The following is a 20238-nucleotide window of genomic DNA, read 5'->3' on the forward strand; positions in this document are numbered from 1 at the left end:
CCACTGGAGAGGTCTCTTTTGCTATATTTTCTTGTTAATGAAGAAGGAGTTTAGAAATAAATTTTGAAGTTTAATAAGGACGGAAAAGAAAAACTTTTATTTCATGTTACAATAAACATAATTGTTACTAGAATAAGATAGAAAGGTTGAAAGTAGGTGACATCATGGGAAAAATCATTGCTATTGCTAATCAAAAAGGCGGTGTTGGAAAAACAACAACATCTGTTAATTTAGGGGCTGGATTGGCGCAAGTAGGTAAGAAAGTCCTTCTCGTAGATATTGATGCTCAAGGAAATGCAACGACTGGTGTGGGAATTGAAAAGTCAGAATTAGACCAATGTATTTACAATGTTCTTGTGGAAGATGCAGATGTTCAGGGAGTTATACGGAAAACCGCAACTGAAAACTTAGATGTTCTACCCGCTACAATTCAATTGGCTGGTGCTGAAATTGAATTGGTACCGACTATTTCCCGGGAAGTACGTTTGCAAAGGGCATTACAGCCAGTTCGTGATGAATATGATTACATTATTATCGACTGTCCCCCGTCTTTAGGGTTATTAACGATTAATGCATTAACAGCAGCAGATTCTGTTATTATTCCTGTTCAGTGTGAATATTACGCACTCGAAGGATTAAGTCAGCTATTAAACACAGTTCGACTTGTACAAAAACATTTAAATAAAGATCTAGCAATTCAAGGTGTATTGTTAACAATGCTAGATGCCCGTACAAATTTAGGGATTCAAGTTATAGATGAAGTGAAGAAATACTTTAGGGATAAAGTATACCGTTCCATTATTCCACGTAATGTTCGCTTAAGTGAGGCACCAAGTCATGGGAAACCGATTATGCAGTATGACGCTAAATCAAGAGGGGCAGAAGTATATATAGATTTAGCAGAGGAAGTGATTGCAGGTGGCTAAAGGTTTAGGAAGAGGGATTAATGTGTTTTTTCCTGATTTAGATGTGAAAGAAGAAGAAACGATTCAGGAGATTATCGTAACTGAATTAAGGCCGAATCCATACCAACCGCGTAAGCACTTTAATAAAGCTGCGATTGAGGAATTAGCGGCTTCTATTAAAGAACACGGCATATTACAACCGTTAATTGCTAGAAAGAGTATTAAAGGATATGAAATTGTTGCAGGTGAAAGAAGATATCGTGCTGCCAAAGAGGCTGGACTTGAAAAGGTACCTGCCGTTGTAAGGCAATTAAACGAGCAGCAAATGATGGAATTTGCTTTGTTAGAAAACTTACAACGAGAAGATTTAAATCCGATGGAAGAGGCAATGGCATACCAGATGTTAATGAATGAGCTAAATGTAACGCAAGAACAATTAGCGAAACGTCTTGGTAAAAGTAGACCTTACATTGCAAACTATACTCGGTTATTAAGCCTCCCTTCTTTCGTACAAGATATGATTGCAAATGGTCAACTTTCAATGGCTCATGGGAGAACTTTACTTACAATCAAAGATGAAGAACAATTGAAGTCCTTATTGAAACGCATTGAAAAAGAAGGATTAAATGTTCGTCAATTAGAGAAAATCGTCCAAGAGATTAATCAACACGTTTCACGTGAAACAAAACAAGTGAAAAAAGAGCGAAATATATTTTTCGTAGAACGTGAAACGTTCTTAAGAGAAAAGTTTGGTACAGATGTGAAAATTAAAGAGACGAAAAAAGAAAAAGGTAAAATCGAAATTGAATTTTTTAATAAAGAAGATTTAAATCGTATTTTAGAATTATTATCACATAAAAATTAAAAAGCAAACCATCTTATTATTTATAGATGGTTTGCTTTTTTTAATGCAGATAATTTTTGATCCGTCTCTTTTATACTTTGTGCGATTACATCGGCCATTTTCATCACTAAACTTAATCTCGTATTTTGAAGAACAAAAAACTCCATAAAACCATTTAAATTGACGATGCCGTGTATATGCAAATCACCAACTGCAGGTAATTTCTTATTCATCGCAGCACCAGGTTTACTAGGTCCTTTTCCAGTAGTAATTGAACCGATATTTTGAGACTTTCCTAAACATGCATCAACGGCAATTATAAAGGAAGTAGGATTTTCTTTCTGTATATTTTGAATTTTCTCTTCTAGATTCAGTGCATGCACTGGTTCATCTAGTGTGCCGAACACTTGGAAGTTTTTGATTTCTACTTGTTCTAGCTTAGTGCCAACTAATGGGCCGAGTGCATCACCGGTGGAACGATCTGTTCCGATACAAACGAGAATAAGTGGTATATTAGTTTGAATAGGAATATGGGAAAGCAAGAAGTTACTGATTGTCTCGGAGGCTTCTAAGTCTTGGTGCATAACATTTTGAGTTTCTTTTTCGAAAAAAGGTAAGCGAAAACTTCCAATATTCATGAAGCACCCATCCTTTTAATAAATTTTCAAAATATGTTATATGGCGAATAAAATGGAAAACTATAAGTGCGTACTTTTTGCAAAATGTAAATGAAAACGGAAATAATAGTACTAGTATATATATATTCGTTCCATTTTATACCTGGATAGAAGTTAACAAATGCAATTAAAGTTATAAATTTTTTCAGCAATCAGAGAGACTTCTGATACAATAAGAAGAATAACTAAAAAGAAATTTTGGCTGGAGAGGTAGAGATACATGGATTTATTAACGAAGTGGTTTAATTCTACGAAACAGTATTTATTGGATGCTGATCGTTGGGCTCATATTGGAGTTGCGACATTAAAAATATGTATTATTTTAACAATTGGTGCAGTTGTTGTGCGAGTTGCAAGAGCGGTTGTACGAAATGCGTTTCGCATGGGGAGCCGTTCTCCAATCCAAATTTCAGAACGTCGTACAGTTACGGTAGCGAAATTACTTGAAAATATTGTAGCATACGTTGTTATGTTCATTATGCTAATTGCGATTTTAGGTGTGTTTGATATTAATGCATCAGGTTTATTAGCGGGTGCCGGGGTAATTGGTTTAGCAGTCGGATTTGGTGCTCAAAGTTTAGTGAAAGACGTTATTACAGGTTTATTTATTTTGCTAGAAGATCAGTTTTCAGTTGGCGATTATGTTAAAATCGGTCAATTTGAAGGAGTCGTTTTAGAAATTGGACTTCGTACAACGAAAGTAAAGAGTTGGACAGGTGAAATTCATACTTTACCAAACGGAAGTATTGTTCAAGTTACTAACTACTCAGTTAGTAATAGTGTAGCATTTGTTGATGTATCTATTTCATATGAGGCTGACATTGCGAAAGCAGAGCAAGTTATTGAGGATTTATTAGTAGAGTTACCTGCACAATACGAAAAAATGGTAACGACGCCTCAATTATTAGGTGTGCAAACATTAGCTGCATCAGAAGTTATATTACGCGTTATTGCTGAAGTAGAACCGATGCAACATGCAGTTATTGCAAGAGCACTTCGTAAAGAGATTAAAAATCGTCTAGATTTACATGGAATTGAAATTCCATATCCACGTATGGTTTTATATAATCGTGAAGAACTGGTTAGTGGAAAAGCACTTTAGTATCGAGAGGGGTTTGGAGAGTGGAGCAAAAGGAATATAACTTGTACGACGTTGTGGAAATGAAGAAAGCCCACCCATGTGGTGAGAATCGTTGGAAAATTATTCGTATGGGAATGGATATCCGCATTAAGTGCGAGGGATGTGACCATTCAGTAATGATTCCTCGAAGAGAGTTTGATCGTAAGGTGAAAAAAATACTTGTGAAGCACGAAGAATAGAGAAAAAGTAACAGTTGCAGTAGGTGGCTGTTGCTTTTTTCATTTGGAGGAAACTTGTCATTTTTTTCGTTACTATCTATAATGATGAAAGATTGAGACATAGGAGTGAAAAATATGGGATTAACGGCTGGGATTGTTGGATTACCTAACGTAGGGAAGTCCACTTTATTTAATGCAATTACACAAGCAGGAGCAGAATCTGCGAACTATCCATTCTGTACAATTGATCCAAACGTAGGAATTGTAGAAGTACCAGATGAGCGTTTAAATAAATTAACGGAATTAGTAGAACCGAAAAAGACTGTTCCGACTGTATTTGAGTTTACTGATATTGCAGGTATCGTAAAAGGTGCAAGTAAGGGCGAAGGGTTAGGAAATAAATTCTTATCTCACATTCGCCAAGTAGATGCAATTTGCCAAGTTGTTCGTTGTTTTGAAGACGAAAATATTACGCACGTTTCAGGAAAAGTAGATCCAATTGATGATATTGAAACAATCAACTTAGAGCTAATCTTAGCAGACTTAGAGTCTGTTGATAAACGTATCGAGCGTGTTGCGAAATTAGCAAGACAAAAAGATAAAGAAGCAGTATATGAGCATGAAATTTTAGTGCGTTTAAAAGAAGCTTTCGAAGAGGGGAAACCAGCTCGTACTGTTGAATTTACAGAAGAGCAAATGAAGATTGTTAAAGGCCTTCATTTACTTACAACGAAAGAAATGCTATACGTAGCAAACGTAAGTGAAGATGATATTATGGATCCTTCTGAAAATAAATACGTACAAATGGTAAAAGAATTTGCAGCAAATGAAAATTCACAAGTAATTGTTGTATGTGCAAAAATTGAATCAGAAATCGCTGAGTTAGATGAGGAAGAGAAAAAAGTATTCCTGGAAGAACTAGGCATTGAAGAATCTGGTTTAGATCAGTTAATCCGTGCTGCATATGACTTATTAGGACTTGCTACTTACTTCACAGCTGGTGTGCAAGAAGTGCGTGCATGGACGTTTAAACAAGGTATGAAAGCACCACAATGTGCGGGCGTAATTCATACAGATTTTGAGCGTGGATTTATTCGCGCAGAAACAGTTTCTTATGATGATTTAATGACAAACGGTTCTATGACAGCTGCAAAAGAAGCTGGAAAAGTACGTTTAGAAGGAAAAGAGTATATCGTAAAAGACGGAGATGTTATGCACTTCCGTTTTAACGTTTAATTTAATATTTCCTAGGAAAAATAAAGATATGAACTTGGCAAATATATTATGTGTTTGCCAAGTTTTTTACGTATTGGTGAGTTGATTCATATAACTTACTATGATATAATCTAAACTCGTGAGTAATTACTATAAATTAATTGCTCCTTGCCCATTATGGGCCGTTTAGACCAAAAGGAGGTGAAAGTGTAATGAGAAAGTACGAAATTATGTACATCATTCGTCCTGGCGTTGAAGAAGAAGCTCAAAAAGCTTTAGTTGAACGTTTTGCAGGTGTTTTAACAAACAATGGTGCAGAAATCATTAACACGAAAGAGTGGGGTAAGCGTCGTTTAGCTTACGAAATCAACGACTTACGTGAAGGTTTCTACATGATCTTAAACGTGAACTCTAACGCAGAAGCGATTAACGAATTCGACCGTTTAGCTAAGATCAACGAAGATATCCTTCGTCATATCGTTGTTAAAGAAGAAGAAAAATAATTGATATATAAGGGAGAGTGGTTCGATTGATGAATCGTGTTATCCTCGTTGGTCGTTTAACTAAGGACCCTGACTTACGTTACACGCCCAATGGTGTTGCAGTAGCTACTTTTACGTTAGCTGTGAATCGCGCATTTGCGAATCAACAAGGTGAGCGTGAAGCTGACTTTATTAATTGTGTAATATGGCGTAAACAAGCAGAAAACGTGGCAAATTATTTGAAAAAAGGTAGCTTAGCAGGCGTAGACGGACGTCTTCAAACTCGTAATTACGATGGACAAGATGGTAAACGTGTATATGTAACAGAAGTTCTTGCGGAGAGCGTACAATTTTTAGAGCCGCGTAATGGCGGTGGGGAGCAACGTGGTTCATTCAATCAGCAACCATCAGGAGCTGGTTTCGGTAACCAAAGCTCTAACCCATTTGGTCAATCTAGTAATTCAGGCAACTCAGGTAACACTGGAAACTCTGGATTTACGAAGAATGACGATCCATTTTCGAATGTTGGTCAACCGATTGACATTTCGGACGACGATTTACCATTTTAATGGTATGAATCGGCTATTTTTAACAAAGAATGGAGGGAATAGACATGGCAGGACGCAAAGGTGGACGTGCGAAACGTCGTAAGGTGTGTTTCTTCACATCTAACGGCATCACTCGCATTGACTATAAAGATGTTGATTTATTAAAACGTTTCGTTTCTGAACGTGGTAAAATTTTACCTCGTCGTGTAACAGGAACAAGCGCAAAATACCAACGCAAACTTACAGTTGCAATTAAACGTGCTCGTCAAATGGCACTTTTACCATATGTTGGTGAATAATAGCGTATGAAATGCACAGTAGAGTCGGACTCTACTGTGCATTTTGCTATGCTTTTCTTTTTTGAAAGAGAGGTTAAATCATGAAACAAACAAAATTTATTACTGAAGGCGCAGCGTTATTAGCTATATACGCGATATTATTGCTTGTGTCTTTATACGTTCCGGTTTTAGGTACAGTTGTAACTTTCGCATTACCATTACCGTTTATATTGTTTACGATAAAATATAGGTTATCCAATGCTTTTATAATTTTTACAGCTGCGCTTTTTATTACCGTTATTGTGAGCCAGCCCTTGAATCTAGTGAAGACAATAATGTTTGGATTGATAGGGATTGTTTTAGGATCCATGTATAAAAAAAGAAAAAAGCCAATAGAGATCTTGATGGCAGGAACCCTTGCATATTTAATTGGTTTTGTGCTCATTTATGTTGCAAGTATAAAGTTTTTTAACATAGATTTAATGAAGCAAATACAAAATATGTTTAATGAAGGTATGGCGCAAAGTGAAAAGATGGTAAGCGCTGCAGGTATGCCAATTAGTAAAGAACAAAAAGAGTTATTTGGACAATTCAATGAGATATTACAAACACTATTCCCGAGTTTACTTGTAATGGTTTCTGTTTGTTTTTCTTGGATTACAGTGCTCCTATCGGGTAGTGTCTTGAGGAAGTTAAAGTATGACGTTATATCTTGGCCTAAATTTAAAGATATACAATTGCCAAAGAGCATTGTCTGGTATTACGTTATATTTATTTTGTTAGCAACTTTTATAAAGGTAGAACCAGCATCATATTTATATATGGTATTTTCCAACCTATATGTCATATTTGCACTATTGCTCGTACTGCAAGGTCTGACATTTATCACCTTTTTAGCGCATAGAAAAGGATTTACTAAAGGTGTTCCTATTATTAGTTTTATTGTATGCATGTTTATTCCGATGATGTTTCCTCTTGTAACAATCTTAGGTATAATTGACTTAGGGATTTCATTGCGTTCTAAAATAGGGGGATAAAATAATATTCCTTATACTATTTTAATCTGTAAAACTAACTGGAAAGTGAGTTAGTTTTACTTTATAGGAGTTGTATACATGCCTGAATTTTATAAGAAACAGTGGTTTTTATATCCTGTTTATGTATTGGCATTTTTTGTATTTGTGCTAATTTCACTCCTCTGTTACTTTCATTTAATTATGGGAATATCAGCCTTTTTTATCTTTTGTATTGTACTTTTTGTCGTTATACGATTCGAACTTACTTTCCAAAGAAATTTTGAAAAACATACGACAGATATGATTACAAGGGTAAAGAAAGTGAGTAATGAAGCATTTAACCAAATGCCAATTGGTATTTTGTTATACAATAAGGATTATGGGATTGATTGGGCAAATCCTTATTTATCATCATGTTTGGGACAGCATGCATTAGCCGGTTGGCACCTTTACGATGTATCAGAAACATTACTCCTTTTTATTAAGGGGGAAACTTCTGACGATATAGTTTCTTTAAATAATCGAAAGTTCCGTGTTTTTGTAAGGAAAGAAGAAAAGCTAATTTATTTCTTTGATGTAACGGAACAAACAGAAATTGAAAAGATGTATGAAGATCAACGCACTGTTTTAGCTGTTATTTATTTAGATAACTATGATGAAGTTACACAAGGATTAGATGATCAATTACGTACGAATATAACAAGTCTTGTGACGTCACGTCTAAATGAATGGGCTGTTAAGTATGGCGCTTATTTAAAACGTGCATCTTCAGAGAGGTTCTTCGTTGTACTAAATGAAAGTATTTTAGCACAAATGGAGAAAGGCAAGTTTAACATTTTAGATCAAGTGCGTGAAGAAACATCTAAAAGGAATATACCACTTACGTTAAGTGTGGGTGTCGGATCAGGTGATATGCCTTTATCAGAGCTTGGAGCAATGGCTCAATCTGGTTTAGACCTTGCGCTTGGACGTGGTGGGGATCAAGTAGCTATTAAACAAGCGACAGGTAAAGTTAAATTTTACGGCGGTAAAACAAATCCAGTTGAAAAGCGTACTCGTGTACGTGCTAGAGTTATTTCGCATGCATTGAAGGATTTAGTATTAGAAAGTAGTAATGTCATTATAATGGGACATAGGGCCCCTGATATGGATGCAATTGGTGCTGCGATTGGTATTTTAAAGGTAGCTCAATTAAATGAGCGCAAAGGATATATTGTGTTAGATGAAAATGATTCCGATAAGGGAATTAAACGTCTGATGGATAAAGTGAAACAAAATGAAGAACTATGGTCTCATTTTATTACCCCAGATCAAGCGATGGAATTTGCAAATGATGAGTCCTTACTTGTTGTTGTGGATACACATAAGCCTTCTATGGTGATGGAGGAAAAACTGGTTCGTAAAATTGAAAATGTAGTGGTGATTGACCATCATCGTCGTGGAGAAGATTTTATTGAAGATCCATTACTTGTTTACATGGAACCATATGCTTCTTCGACGGCAGAACTTGTTACAGAATTACTTGAGTATCAACCGAAAAATTTAAAGATGACAATGTTAGAAGCGACGGCATTGTTAGCTGGTATTATTGTTGATACGAAAAGTTTTACGTTCCGGACGGGTGCTCGTACGTTTGATGCAGCTTCTTATTTACGCTCGCATGGTGCAGATACTGTACTTGTACAAGAATTGTTAAAAGAAGATATGAATCAGTATTTACGAGTTGCAAAAGCTATTAAAAATGCGTACATTTATAAAAATGGAATTGCTATTGCAAAAGTTGATAGTGATGACTATTACGATCAAGTGCTTATTGCACAATCAGCGGACACGCTATTAACGATGACGGGTATTATTGCATCATTTGTTATAGCGAAACGTGGGGAGAATTTCATTGGAATTAGCGGCAGGTCTTTAGGTGAAGTGAATGTGCAGCTAATTATGGAGAATCTAGGAGGTGGCGGGCATTTGACGAATGCAGCCACACAAATGAAAAATGTTACAGTAGATGAAGCTGAGGAGAAGCTTCGATTTGTTATTGATGACTATTTACAGGGAGGCACACAATCATGAAAGTAATTTTTCTAAAAGACGTAAAAGGTAAAGGTAAAAAAGGAGAAATAAAAAACGTACCAGATGGTTATGCAAATAACTTTTTACTAAAACAAGGATTAGCTGCTGAAGCGACAAACAGCAGTATGAAAACTTTAGAAGCTCAAAAGCGTAAAGAAGAAAAAGATGCAGCAGCAGAGCTTGAGAATGCAAAAGAGCTGAAAGAAACTTTAGAGAAATTAACTGTGGAACTGAAGGCGAAATCTGGAGAAGGTGGCCGTTTATTTGGTTCTATCACAAGCAAACAAATCGTAGACGCAATGCAAAAATCACATAAAATCAAACTTGATAAACGTAAATTTGAAATGGATGATGCAATTCGTGCATTAGGTTATACAAATGTGACTGTAAAATTGCATCCGCAAGTAACAGCAAAAGTAAAAGTTCATGTTAGTGAACAATAAAAATAAATTAAACAAGGAGGATTGCGTATGAGTGATGTAATGGCTGATCGTACCCCTCCGCATAATATAGAAGCTGAGCAGGCAGTCTTAGGTGCCATATTGATTGATCAAGATGCGTTAACGTCAGCATCAGAACTATTGGTACCTGACTCATTTTATCGAACGAAACATCAAAAGATCTTTGAAGTGATGCTTGGCTTGTCTGATAAGGGAGAGCCAATTGACTTAGTAATGATGACGTCAGCGATGGCTGATCAAGGATTACTAGAAGAAGTTGGTGGGGTTTCTTACTTAGCAGAGTTAGCAGAGATTGTTCCAACTGCTGCTAACGTAGAGTATTATGCACGAATCATCGCTGAAAAGGCGCTTTTACGTCGTTTAATTCGAACGGCGACTCATATCGTGTCTGATGGATATGAGAGAGAAGATGATGTGGACGGCCTTTTAAATGAGGCTGAGAAAAAAATATTAGAAGTATCTCATCAAACGAACGCTAAAGCATTCCAGAATATTAAAGACGTTCTTGTGGATGCTTACGATAAAATCGAACTTTTGCATAATCAAAAAGGTGAAGTTACAGGAATACCAACTGGATTTACTGAATTAGATAAGATGACCGCAGGTTTCCAACGAAATGATTTAATCATAGTAGCGGCGCGTCCGTCAGTAGGGAAAACTGCATTTTCATTAAATATCGCACAAAACGTAGCGACGAAAACGGATGAAAATGTAGCGATCTTTAGTTTGGAGATGGGCTCTGATCAGCTTGTTATGCGTATGCTTTGTGCAGAAGGTAATATTGATGCGCAAAGACTTCGTACTGGGTCATTAACTTCTGATGATTGGGCGAAGTTAACAATGGCGATGGGAAGCCTTTCAAATGCCGGTATATATATTGATGATACACCAGGGATTAAGGTAAATGAGATTCGAGCAAAATGCCGTAGATTAAAGCAGGAACAAGGTCTTGGGATGGTTTTAATTGACTATTTACAGCTTATTCAGGGAAGTGGGAAGTCGGGCGAGAACCGTCAGCAGGAAGTATCTGAGATTTCGCGTACATTAAAAGGGATTGCGCGTGAATTACAAGTACCTGTTATTGCCCTTTCACAGTTATCCCGTGGTGTTGAATCTCGTCAAGATAAACGCCCTATGATGTCTGATATTCGTGAATCGGGGAGTATTGAGCAGGATGCTGATATTGTAGCATTCTTGTATCGTGAAGATTACTATGACCGTGAAACGGAAAATAAAAATACGATTGAAATTATCATCGCAAAACAACGTAATGGTCCGGTAGGTTCAGTAGAGCTTGCGTTTGTTAAAGAATTTAATAAGTTCGTTAACTTAGAACGACGCTTTGAGGATGGGGCATAAAGGCAGTATAAAAAAGAAACACATTTCTTATAATAAGATGTGTTTCTTTTTTTATAGAGTAAAGATAAGGCTTTCATAAGGTGAAAATATAATTCTTACGAACGAAAATGATTTTTAATAAAAAAATGTTCGCTTTTTTGGTTGACTTCTTTTTCGGTTTTGGTACAATTATATTGTTTGAATAGATCGTTTGAAAATTGCGGAGGTGCTTTAATAATGTCTTCAGTAGTAGTTGTAGGAACACAATGGGGCGACGAAGGAAAAGGTAAAATCACTGATTTTCTTTCTGAGCATGCGGAAGTAGTTGCAAGATATCAAGGTGGAAATAACGCGGGACATACAATTGTTTTCGGCGGAGTTAAATATAAGTTACACTTAATTCCATCTGGTATTTTCTATAAAGAGAAAATTTGTGTAATCGGAAATGGCTTAGTAGTAGATCCAAAAGCATTACTTGAAGAGTTAAAATACTTACACGACCGTGGTGTAAGTACTGATAATTTACGTGTAAGTAACCGTGCACACGTTATTTTACCTTATCATTTAAAACAAGATGAGTTAGAAGAGGCTAGTAAAGGTGATAACAAAATCGGTACAACGAAAAAAGGTATCGGTCCTGCATATATGGATAAAGCTGCTCGTATTGGTATCCGTATGGCTGATCTTTTAGACCGTGAAGCATTTAAAGAGAAGCTTGAGCGCAATTTAGTAGAGAAAAATCGTTTATTTGAAAAAATGTACGATACAGAAGGTTTCAGCGTAGAAGAAATCTTTGAAGAGTACTTCGAATATGGACAACAAATCGCACAATATGTATGCGACACATCTGTTGTATTAAATGATGCACTAGATAACAATCACCGTGTATTATTTGAAGGTGCACAAGGTGTTATGCTTGATATTGACCACGGTACGTACCCATTTGTTACATCTTCTAACCCGATTGCTGGTGGTGTAACAGTTGGAACTGGAGTTGGTCCGGCGAAAGTTACTCGCGTTGTAGGTGTATGTAAAGCATATACAAGCCGTGTTGGTGATGGTCCATTCCCTACTGAACTTAATGATGAAATTGGTCATCAAATTCGTGAAGTTGGTCGTGAATACGGAACAACAACTGGTCGCCCACGCCGTGTAGGTTGGTTCGATAGCGTTGTTGTAAGACATGCGCGTCGTGTTAGTGGTTTAACGGATTTATCATTAAACTCTATTGATGTATTAACAGGTATTCCAACTCTTAAAATCTGTGTTGCTTACAAATATAACGGAGAAGTTATAGATGAAGTTCCAGCAAACTTAAACATTTTAGCGAAATGTGAGCCTGTATATGAAGAGCTTCCAGGTTGGGAAGAAGATATTACTGGTGTGAAATCATTAGATGAGCTTCCTGAAAATGCAAGAAAATACGTAGAGCGTGTTTCTGAATTAACAGGAATCCAATTATCTATGTTCTCAGTTGGACCAGATCGTAACCAAACGAATATCGTTCGTAACGTATACGAAGTTTAATTGATATTTTTAAGAAAAACTCATGTCCGCATGAGTTTTTTCTTATCTTTTATAAAAAAACAAAAAAAGTATTGCAAAAGTGAAAGATGATATGTTATGATACATCTTGTCGTCACGAAAATATGACGTTGGTGAGTATGAGCCATTAGCTCAGTTGGTAGAGCATCTGACTTTTAATCAGAGGGTCGAAGGTTCGAATCCTTCATGGCTCACCATTTTATTTTTCGTGGCCCGTTGGTCAAGTGGTTAAGACACCGCCCTTTCACGGCGGTAACACGGGTTCGAATCCCGTACGGGTCATGTTTTTTTATGTTTATTTTTGGTCCCGTGGTGTAGTGGTTAACATGCCTGCCTGTCACGCAGGAGATCGCCGGTTCGACCCCGGTCGGGACCGCCACTTTTGTTTATACCACCATTAGTGGTTTTATATATAGTTTTGGCTCGGTAGCTCAGTCGGTAGAGCAGAGGACTGAAAATCCTCGTGTCGGCGGTTCGATTCCGTCCCGAGCCACTCTCAGGATATTAAGTGGGCCCACTTAATATCCTTTTTATTTTGTGTAGTTTTACAAATGTGGGTAGTTATTTTACAATAGGATGAGGAGCCTCTAGCAGTTGAAGCTAGAGGTTTTTCTGTAGATCGTATAGGATTCCGTGTAAAGGTGGATCATACATGAGTCTATGAGAATAGAGGAGAGAACACTTAAATAAAGGTTGCTGTCATATAGGGATATACTATAGAAACATCAATATATTTAAGAATCATTGACCATATTTTTATGAGGAGGAAATAGACGATGATGGGAAAGAAAATTTTAGTAGTTGATGATGAAAAGCCGATTGCAGACATTTTGAAGTTCAACCTAGAAAAAGAGGGTTTTGAAATTGTAATGGCACATGATGGTGATGAAGCAATTGAGAAAGCTAATGAAGAACAGCCAGATATGGTTTTATTAGATATTATGCTACCAGGAAAAGATGGTTTAGAGGTTTGTCGTGAAATACGTAAAAACTCAGAAATGCCGATTATTATGCTTACAGCGAAGGACTCTGAAATTGATAAGGTATTAGGGCTTGAGCTTGGAGCAGATGATTATGTAACGAAGCCATTTAGTACGAGGGAATTACTTGCTCGTGTGAAGGCGAATTTACGCCGCCATCAACAAGGTGGTGCAGCAGAAAAAGAAGAAAATACTGAAATGGTTATTGGACCAATTATTATTAATCCAAATGCTTATAGTGTAACAAAGCGTGAGGAAAATATTGAGCTTACACATCGTGAATTTGAATTGCTACATTATTTAGCAAAACATTTAGGACAAGTTATGACACGTGAACATTTATTGCAAACAGTTTGGGGTTATGATTATTTTGGAGATGTGCGTACAGTGGATGTAACAGTACGTCGTTTACGTGAAAAAATTGAAGATAATCCAAGTCATCCTACTTTAATTGTAACTAGACGTGGGGTAGGGTATTACTTGCGTGACCCAGAGCAGGAATAATATATGAAAAAGGTTGGTTTTTTTCAATCCATTCATTTAAAGTTTGTGCTCATATATATGCTATTAATATTAATAGCGATGCAAGTAATCGGTGTATATTTTGTAAGAGAATTAGAAAAAAGTCTTGTACAAGGCTTTAAGGATTCTCTGACACAACAAACGAATTTACTATCGTATAATTTAAAGCAAGAATTTACAAAAAGTCGTGAAAAAACAGATCCAGAATCATTAGATGACGCTATAAAAAATTCGATTCAAAAGTTTGCATCGGATCGTAAGAAAGATATTCAAGAAGTAAGTGTATTTGATTCTAATAGAAAATTAATGGCGATTTCAGACACGGCTAAGCAAAATAAGATAGGCAGAACATCGACAGATATAGCTGTTCAACGGGTAATTGTACAAAATAAACTAGAATCAAAAATTGAGAAAGATGGAGGAACTGGCCATCGAGTTCAAGTGATGATTACTCCTATTCAAAGCGATAAAGCTGGGGAGGTACTTGGTGTCATTCGTATTGTTGCATCTATGGAAGATGTATACAAACAAATGAAGGATATAAATCAAATTTTTGCTACCGGAACAGTGATTGCTTTGTTAGTAACGGCTGTACTTGGGATTTTACTAGCTCAAACAATTACAAGACCAATTTCAGATATGCGAAGGCAAGCAATTGAAATGGCAAAAGGAAATTATTCGAGAAAAGTAAAGGTCCATAGTCATGATGAAATTGGCCAATTAGCATTATCTTTCAATAATTTATCAAAAAAGCTACAACAAGCTCGTTCTTCAACAGAAAGCGAAAGACGTAAATTATCATCTGTTTTATCACATATGACAGATGGAGTAATTGCTACTGACCGAAAAGGGGATATTATTTTATTAAATGACCCTGCGGAAAAGATGCTAAATGTTTCGCGTGAAACGGCGCTGGATCAATCGGTTTTAGAAGTATTGGGGATACAGGAAGAATTTACGCTCGATCATTTATACGAAGAGCCTGATTCTGTTTTATTAGATTTTAGTACGAGAAATGAACCATACATTTTACGTGCTAGTTTCTCTGTTATTCAAAAAGAGACGGGGAAGGCAAATGGTTTAATTGCTGTATTATACGATGTAACGGAGCAGGAGCGTATAGAAGGGGAACGCCGCGAGTTTGTGGCGAACGTCTCTCATGAATTAAGAACACCATTAACAACGATGCGTAGTTACTTAGAAGCGCTGACAGATGGTGCATGGCAAGATCCAAATATTGCACCGCAATTTTTAACAGTTACACAAGAGGAAACAGAAAGAATGATAAGGCTTGTAAATGCGCTGTTGCAACTATCTAAGCTTGATAGTACAGAACATCGTTTGATGAAAGAGTGGGTCGACTTTACTGACTTCTTTAATAATGTTATTGATCGCTTTGAAATGTCTAAAGAGCAAAATGTAAGTTTCAAACGATCTTTCTCTAAAAAATCTAGATTTATTGATATGGATACGGACAAAATTACACAAGTGTTGTATAACATTATTTCTAACGCATTAAAGTATTCGCCAGAAGGTGGAACAGTAACATATCGCTTACGTGATCGAGGGGAGTTATTAGAGATTAGTGTAAGTGACCAAGGTATGGGTATTCCGAAAGAAAACGTAGATAAAATCTTCGAACGTTTTTATCGTGTGGATAAAGCCCGTTCAAGACAAATGGGTGGTACAGGTCTTGGATTAGCTATTGCAAAAGAAATGATTGAGGCACATGGTGGTTCTATTTGGGCGAAGAGTGAGGAAGGAAAAGGAACGACGATTTATTTCACACTGCCACTGGCACCAGATGAAGAGGACGATTGGGAATGAGTATGGAAAACTTTAAAACGATAGTTCTAATTAATTTAGTTGTTATTAGTCTATTTTTAACTTTTAATTTATGGACATATGTTCCCGATTCCACTTCTGTGCAAAATACAAAATTTGTTCAAGGTAATGAAGAGATAAATCCGATAAAGATTTCAGGAGTTGTTCGCCCATCCTCTGTTATTGTTCATAAAGAAAAAAATCATTACGTAAGTGAGAATACGAACAACGTGAACTCACTTTATAAAATTCTTGAAAATGGAGAATTACATGATTTTAGGGAAATAACAGGCACAGTTCCTAAAGGGGATTTTCTTTCTTATGTACACGGAGAAGAAAAGATTGAATTTGTTTTTCCTACAAATGTGCCACTTGAGACGATTAAAGACATGTTCAATATTAAAGATAAAAATTTAGAATCTAATAGAAGTTTTAATCGCATTGTAATCGATCCTTCTCGAAGCAAGGACCAAGAAATTAAAGTTAATTTTATTTCTTATGATAATCCTCGTAGAATATATCAAGCGATGTTGAGTGGTGCTTATGTAAAGGATGTTATAAACGACCAAAATCGATTTATTACATTAGCAAAACCATATTTTGAATATCAAGTAAATGATACGAAAAAACTGTTTTTACCAGATGGAATTACGGAATTAAATCAGATAGAGTATTTTGTGTCTGGGTTAGATGTGGATTCATTTAAAAATGTTTTATTTAGTGATCCGCGTTATTTAAGTCCTATTACCGAGAAATCAAAGGAAACATTTACAGATGGTATTCGATCTATGGAAATTGATAAGTTGAATTTAATGTTGAAATATAAAAATTCCGCAGTATATAGTGATAAAGTTACAGATAATGCGATGCTTTTGAAGAAAAGCTTCGACTTTGTAAGTGGGCACAGTGGTAACTTAAATTCTTATCGTCTTGATTATATTAATAAGGGGAAAACCTCATTCCGTTTATACGAGGGCGGTTTACCTGTATTTAATGCAGATGGAATGGCTGAATTAAAACAAGCATGGGGTTCAGGCGAAATCATGCAGTATGAGAGATCTCTTTTTGATTTCAATATTCCTTTACCTAGTACACCCACTTCTCTTGCATCAGGTCGTACAGTGATGACATCATTAGAGAATAATCCGGAAATTGACAAAAATTCAATTCAGGATGTTGGTATTGGTTATAAAATGTCATTGAAATCTTCCGTGAACGGAGGTCCTGTGAACGGAGGAGAGATCAGTATTTTACAGCCGATATGGTATGTAAAATGTGATGAAGAGGGTAAACAAAAAATATATGAGTGGAGTGAGGGAGGACTAAATGGATTGGGATCGAATTAAAACGATATTTATTGTGACCTTTTTTGTTTTAGACCTCTTTCTTATCTTTCAGTTCATTCAAAAGCAAGATAGTAATCAGTTGGAAATTGTGACAGAAACAAAAATTGATCAACAATTAAAAGAATCTAAAATTACTATGGGGAGTTTTCCTAAAGAGCCGAAAAAAGAGTCATTTATTATGGCGAAAAATAAAAACTTTAAAGAAGAAGATGTGCAATCTTTAAAAAATCAAACAGCGCATCTGCAAAATGAATATACAATAGAAGGTAAGTTGAAAGAGCCATTTTTAAATGCAAAATCATTATCTAAGGATAAATATAATGATTTCTTAAAAAACAGTGTCCTTGATGGGCAGAAATACGAATTTGGAGCAATGAAAGACTCTAAAATTTATTTCTTCCAAAAGTATAAGGATAAGCCGATTTTCCACAATAATCATGCAATGATTGTTGTGGATTTAAATGAAAAAAACGAGCTTGTTTCGTATACACAAACAATGTTAACGGATTTGAAGGAAATGGGCGAAAGTGAAAAAACGAAAGAACAAGAAATTATCACTGCTCAAACAGCTTTGGAAAATATATATTTAAAAAATAAAATTGCAGAAAATACGCACGTGAAAGAGGCGCAGATTGGATATGCGGCTCTAGCTGAATCATCTTCTAATATACAAGTGCTAGCTCCAACTTGGAACTTAAAGACAGAGCAGAAAAAGGACTTTTTTGTGAATGCAATTGAAGGACAAGTTATGGAATTAGGGGAAACTCAAGTGCCGGAAGAACATAATGGAGTGAGAAAGAATGAGTATGCATTTTAGTGTGCTTGCAAGTGGAAGTACAGGGAATATGCTATATGTAGGAACGGATGAAAAAAAATTACTCGTCGATGCAGGTTTAAGTGGTAAAGCAACAGAGGCTTTATTTAAACAAGCAGAACTGAATATAAATGATGTATCAGGTATTCTTGTCACACATGAGCATAGTGACCATATTAAAGGATTAGGTGTATTGGCGCGTAAATATGATTTACCAGTTTATGCGAACGAGAAAACATGGAATGCAATGGAACATTTAATAGGAAATATCCCAACTGAGCAAAAGTTCATTTTCTCAGTTGGGGATGTGAAAACATTCGGTGATATTGAGGTCGAGTCATTTGGAGTTTCCCATGATGCGGCAGAGCCGATGTTTTATGCTTTTCATAACAATAATAGAAAATTAGCCCTTATTACAGATACAGGATACGTGAGTGACCGTATGAAAGGTGTTATTAAGGGAGCTAATGCTTTCGTATTTGAAAGTAATCATGATGTGGAAATGCTTCGTATGGGACGTTATCCGTGGAGCATTAAAAGACGTATTTTAAGCGACGTTGGTCACGTTTGTAATGAGGATGCTGCGTTAGCGATGGTAGATGTAATTACAGATGAGACAAAACATATTTATTTAGCACATTTAAGCTTAGATAACAATATGAAAGAACTAGCGCGTATGTCAGTATCGCAAGTGTTAGAGGAAAAAGGATTTGGAGTGGGAGAATCCTTTGAAATTCATGATACAGATCCAAAAATGCCTACGAAAATTCAATACGTATAATTCTTCATTTTAGTAAACAATAAAGGTGAATATAGTTGTTTTCAGGAAGATAGGTGAACAAATATGTCCTTTATTGATGAAGAAAAGTATCGTATAAAACGTGCAGGTAAAAAGAAGCATAAAGGTATTGTCATTTCTAGCATAGCAGGAACAATTGTAGGGGCTTCATTATTTGCATTTGGGGCGCCTTTATTTTCGAATCATGCTGGCGCGCTTCCGCAAGCTGAAGCAAGTGGAAGTAACATGGCTGAAGCTCAAGGGATTAAACAGGTTAGCTTTGTAGACGCTGTTGATCGCGCTTCTGAAGCTGTTGTTGGTATTATTAATATTCAACGAGACAATTTTTCAGAGGCAGATTCAGAAGCCGGTACAGGATCTGGTGTCATTTATAAAAAGACAGATGGACAAGCTTACATTGTAACAAATAACCATGTCGTTGCTGGAGCAAATCGTATTGAAGTAAGTCTAAGTGACGGTAAGAAGGTCCCAGGGAAAGTATTAGGAACCGATGTAGTCACAGATTTAGCTGTACTAGAAATAGATGCGAAGCATGTGAAAAAAATAATTGAGATTGGCGATTCTAATAAAGTTCGTCGAGGAGAACCGGTCATTGCGATTGGAAATCCACTCGGACTGCAATTTTCGGGGACCGTTACACAAGGCATTATTTCAGCTAACGAGCGTATTGTTCCTGTAGACTTAGACCAAGATGGTCATTACGATTGGCAAGTAGAAGTATTACAAACAGATGCAGCGATTAATCCAGGTAATAGTGGTGGTGCACTTGTAAATGCGGCAGGACAATTAGTTGGTATTAACTCAATGAAAATTGCTGCAAAAGAAGTGGAAGGAATCGGATTAGCTATTCCGGTTACTAGAGCCGTTCCGATTATGAATGAACTTGAGAAGTACGGGAAAGTAAGAAGACCTTATGTTGGAATTGAACTTAGATCATTAAATGAGATTCCGAATTATTATTGGTCCAAAACATTACATTTACCAGGCAATGTAGCAGAGGGAGTTTGCATTTTAGATGTGAAAAGTCCTTCACCAGGCGCGGATGCTGGTTTGCGAGAACATGATGTTATTGTAGCGGTAGATGGAAAACCAGTAAACGATATTATTGGGTTCCGTACGGCCTTATATGATAAAAAAATTAATGATAAAATGACTCTTACGTTTTATCGTGGTACAAAAAGAGCAACAACAACGGTGAAATTAGGCATTCAAAAATATTAAAAACAGGAGGGCCTACCTCCTGTTTTCTATTGTAGAAAAGTGAGGTGAAGA

At 36.3% G+C, this 20238-nt stretch carries 20 protein-coding genes and 4 tRNA genes; 23 read left to right on the plus strand and 1 reads right to left on the minus strand.

Annotated elements, in window-relative coordinates; genetic code table 11:
- Window positions 1–164 precede the first annotated feature (164 nt).
- Together soj and spo0J are read left to right on the plus strand one after the other, a co-directional pair.
- Window positions 165–926 (plus strand): sporulation initiation inhibitor protein Soj, encoded by a 762-nt coding sequence (gene soj, locus JDS98_RS11440; protein ID WP_000516116.1) that lies wholly within the window; start codon window positions 165–167, stop codon window positions 924–926.
- Window positions 919–1770 (plus strand): stage 0 sporulation protein Spo0J, encoded by an 852-nt coding sequence (gene spo0J, locus JDS98_RS11445; protein ID WP_001051819.1) that lies wholly within the window; start codon window positions 919–921, stop codon window positions 1768–1770. Before soj ends, spo0J begins: the two co-directional genes overlap by 8 nt.
- 20 nt (window positions 1771–1790) lie before the next feature.
- On the opposite strand, the gene yyaC is transcribed toward spo0J, so the two are convergent.
- The gene (gene yyaC / locus JDS98_RS11450; protein ID WP_001020736.1) at window positions 1791–2387 is read right to left on the minus strand and encodes a spore protease YyaC; all 597 of its coding nucleotides are present in this window, start codon (window positions 2385–2387) and stop codon (window positions 1791–1793) included.
- Window positions 2388–2646: 259 nt separating this feature from the next.
- Between yyaC and JDS98_RS11455 the strand changes: the two genes are divergently transcribed.
- From JDS98_RS11455 to JDS98_RS11555, 21 genes are all read left to right on the plus strand, one after another.
- On the plus strand, window positions 2647–3528 hold the full coding sequence (locus JDS98_RS11455) for a mechanosensitive ion channel family protein (protein ID WP_000365116.1): 882 nt from the start codon (window positions 2647–2649) through the stop codon (window positions 3526–3528).
- Between the two features lie 20 nt (window positions 3529–3548).
- Window positions 3549–3746, plus strand: coding sequence for a DUF951 domain-containing protein (locus JDS98_RS11460; protein ID WP_000435485.1), 198 nt, complete (start codon window positions 3549–3551; stop codon window positions 3744–3746).
- Window positions 3747–3860: 114 nt separating this feature from the next.
- Window positions 3861–4961 (plus strand): redox-regulated ATPase YchF, encoded by a 1101-nt coding sequence (ychF, locus tag JDS98_RS11465; protein ID WP_000524664.1) that lies wholly within the window; start codon window positions 3861–3863, stop codon window positions 4959–4961.
- A gap of 191 nt (window positions 4962–5152) precedes the next feature.
- The gene (gene rpsF / locus JDS98_RS11470; protein WP_001233781.1) at window positions 5153–5443 is read left to right on the plus strand and encodes a 30S ribosomal protein S6; all 291 of its coding nucleotides are present in this window, start codon (window positions 5153–5155) and stop codon (window positions 5441–5443) included.
- Between the two features lie 26 nt (window positions 5444–5469).
- The gene (gene ssb / locus JDS98_RS11475) at window positions 5470–5991 is read left to right on the plus strand and encodes a single-stranded DNA-binding protein (protein WP_000981965.1); all 522 of its coding nucleotides are present in this window, start codon (window positions 5470–5472) and stop codon (window positions 5989–5991) included.
- Window positions 5992–6035: 44 nt separating this feature from the next.
- Window positions 6036–6269: a 30S ribosomal protein S18 gene (gene rpsR, locus JDS98_RS11480; RefSeq protein ID WP_000918874.1), complete on the plus strand. Its 234-nt coding sequence runs from the start codon at window positions 6036–6038 to the stop codon at window positions 6267–6269.
- Between the two features lie 80 nt (window positions 6270–6349).
- Complete coding sequence (locus JDS98_RS11485; RefSeq protein WP_000814849.1) at window positions 6350–7285, plus strand: YybS family protein; 936 nt, start codon at window positions 6350–6352, stop codon at window positions 7283–7285.
- Between the two features lie 78 nt (window positions 7286–7363).
- The gene (locus JDS98_RS11490) at window positions 7364–9337 is read left to right on the plus strand and encodes a DHH family phosphoesterase (protein ID WP_001113905.1); all 1974 of its coding nucleotides are present in this window, start codon (window positions 7364–7366) and stop codon (window positions 9335–9337) included.
- On the plus strand, window positions 9334–9780 hold the full coding sequence (gene rplI, locus JDS98_RS11495; RefSeq protein ID WP_000864222.1) for a 50S ribosomal protein L9: 447 nt from the start codon (window positions 9334–9336) through the stop codon (window positions 9778–9780). The genes JDS98_RS11490 and rplI overlap by 4 nt, the downstream gene beginning before the upstream one ends.
- 27 nt (window positions 9781–9807) lie before the next feature.
- Entirely contained in the window at window positions 9808–11157 is a 1350-nt protein-coding gene (dnaB, locus tag JDS98_RS11500; RefSeq protein WP_001286243.1) for a replicative DNA helicase, read from the plus strand.
- 216 nt (window positions 11158–11373) lie between these two features.
- Complete coding sequence (locus JDS98_RS11505; protein WP_000100232.1) at window positions 11374–12663, plus strand: adenylosuccinate synthase; 1290 nt, start codon at window positions 11374–11376, stop codon at window positions 12661–12663.
- A gap of 139 nt (window positions 12664–12802) precedes the next feature.
- Window positions 12803–12878: transfer RNA gene (locus tag JDS98_RS11510), tRNA-Lys, on the plus strand.
- Between the two features lie 13 nt (window positions 12879–12891).
- Window positions 12892–12963, plus strand: a tRNA-Glu gene (locus JDS98_RS11515).
- Between the two features lie 21 nt (window positions 12964–12984).
- Window positions 12985–13060 (plus strand) — tRNA-Asp (locus tag JDS98_RS11520).
- A 41-nt stretch (window positions 13061–13101) separates the two neighbouring features.
- Window positions 13102–13174, plus strand: a tRNA-Phe gene (locus tag JDS98_RS11525).
- A gap of 283 nt (window positions 13175–13457) precedes the next feature.
- The gene (walR, locus tag JDS98_RS11530; protein ID WP_000971864.1) at window positions 13458–14165 is read left to right on the plus strand and encodes a cell wall metabolism DNA-binding response regulator WalR; all 708 of its coding nucleotides are present in this window, start codon (window positions 13458–13460) and stop codon (window positions 14163–14165) included.
- Window positions 14166–14168: 3 nt separating this feature from the next.
- Window positions 14169–16010 (plus strand): cell wall metabolism sensor histidine kinase WalK, encoded by a 1842-nt coding sequence (walK, locus tag JDS98_RS11535; protein WP_000755358.1) that lies wholly within the window; start codon window positions 14169–14171, stop codon window positions 16008–16010.
- Window positions 16007–17353, plus strand: coding sequence for a YycH family regulatory protein (locus JDS98_RS11540; protein WP_000061574.1), 1347 nt, complete (start codon window positions 16007–16009; stop codon window positions 17351–17353). Before walK ends, JDS98_RS11540 begins: the two co-directional genes overlap by 4 nt.
- Complete coding sequence (locus tag JDS98_RS11545; protein ID WP_000383715.1) at window positions 17334–18170, plus strand: two-component system regulatory protein YycI; 837 nt, start codon at window positions 17334–17336, stop codon at window positions 18168–18170. Before JDS98_RS11540 ends, JDS98_RS11545 begins: the two co-directional genes overlap by 20 nt.
- The gene (locus tag JDS98_RS11550) at window positions 18154–18948 is read left to right on the plus strand and encodes an MBL fold metallo-hydrolase (protein ID WP_097958149.1); all 795 of its coding nucleotides are present in this window, start codon (window positions 18154–18156) and stop codon (window positions 18946–18948) included. Before JDS98_RS11545 ends, JDS98_RS11550 begins: the two co-directional genes overlap by 17 nt.
- Before the next feature lie 63 nt (window positions 18949–19011).
- The gene (locus JDS98_RS11555) at window positions 19012–20187 is read left to right on the plus strand and encodes a S1C family serine protease (protein WP_000008023.1); all 1176 of its coding nucleotides are present in this window, start codon (window positions 19012–19014) and stop codon (window positions 20185–20187) included.
- Window positions 20188–20238: the final 51 nt, after the last annotated feature.

The sequence above is a fragment of the Bacillus cereus group sp. N11 genome (genome assembly GCF_016483605.1).
In the GTDB taxonomy this organism is placed as follows: domain Bacteria; phylum Bacillota; class Bacilli; order Bacillales; family Bacillaceae_G; genus Bacillus_A; species Bacillus_A toyonensis.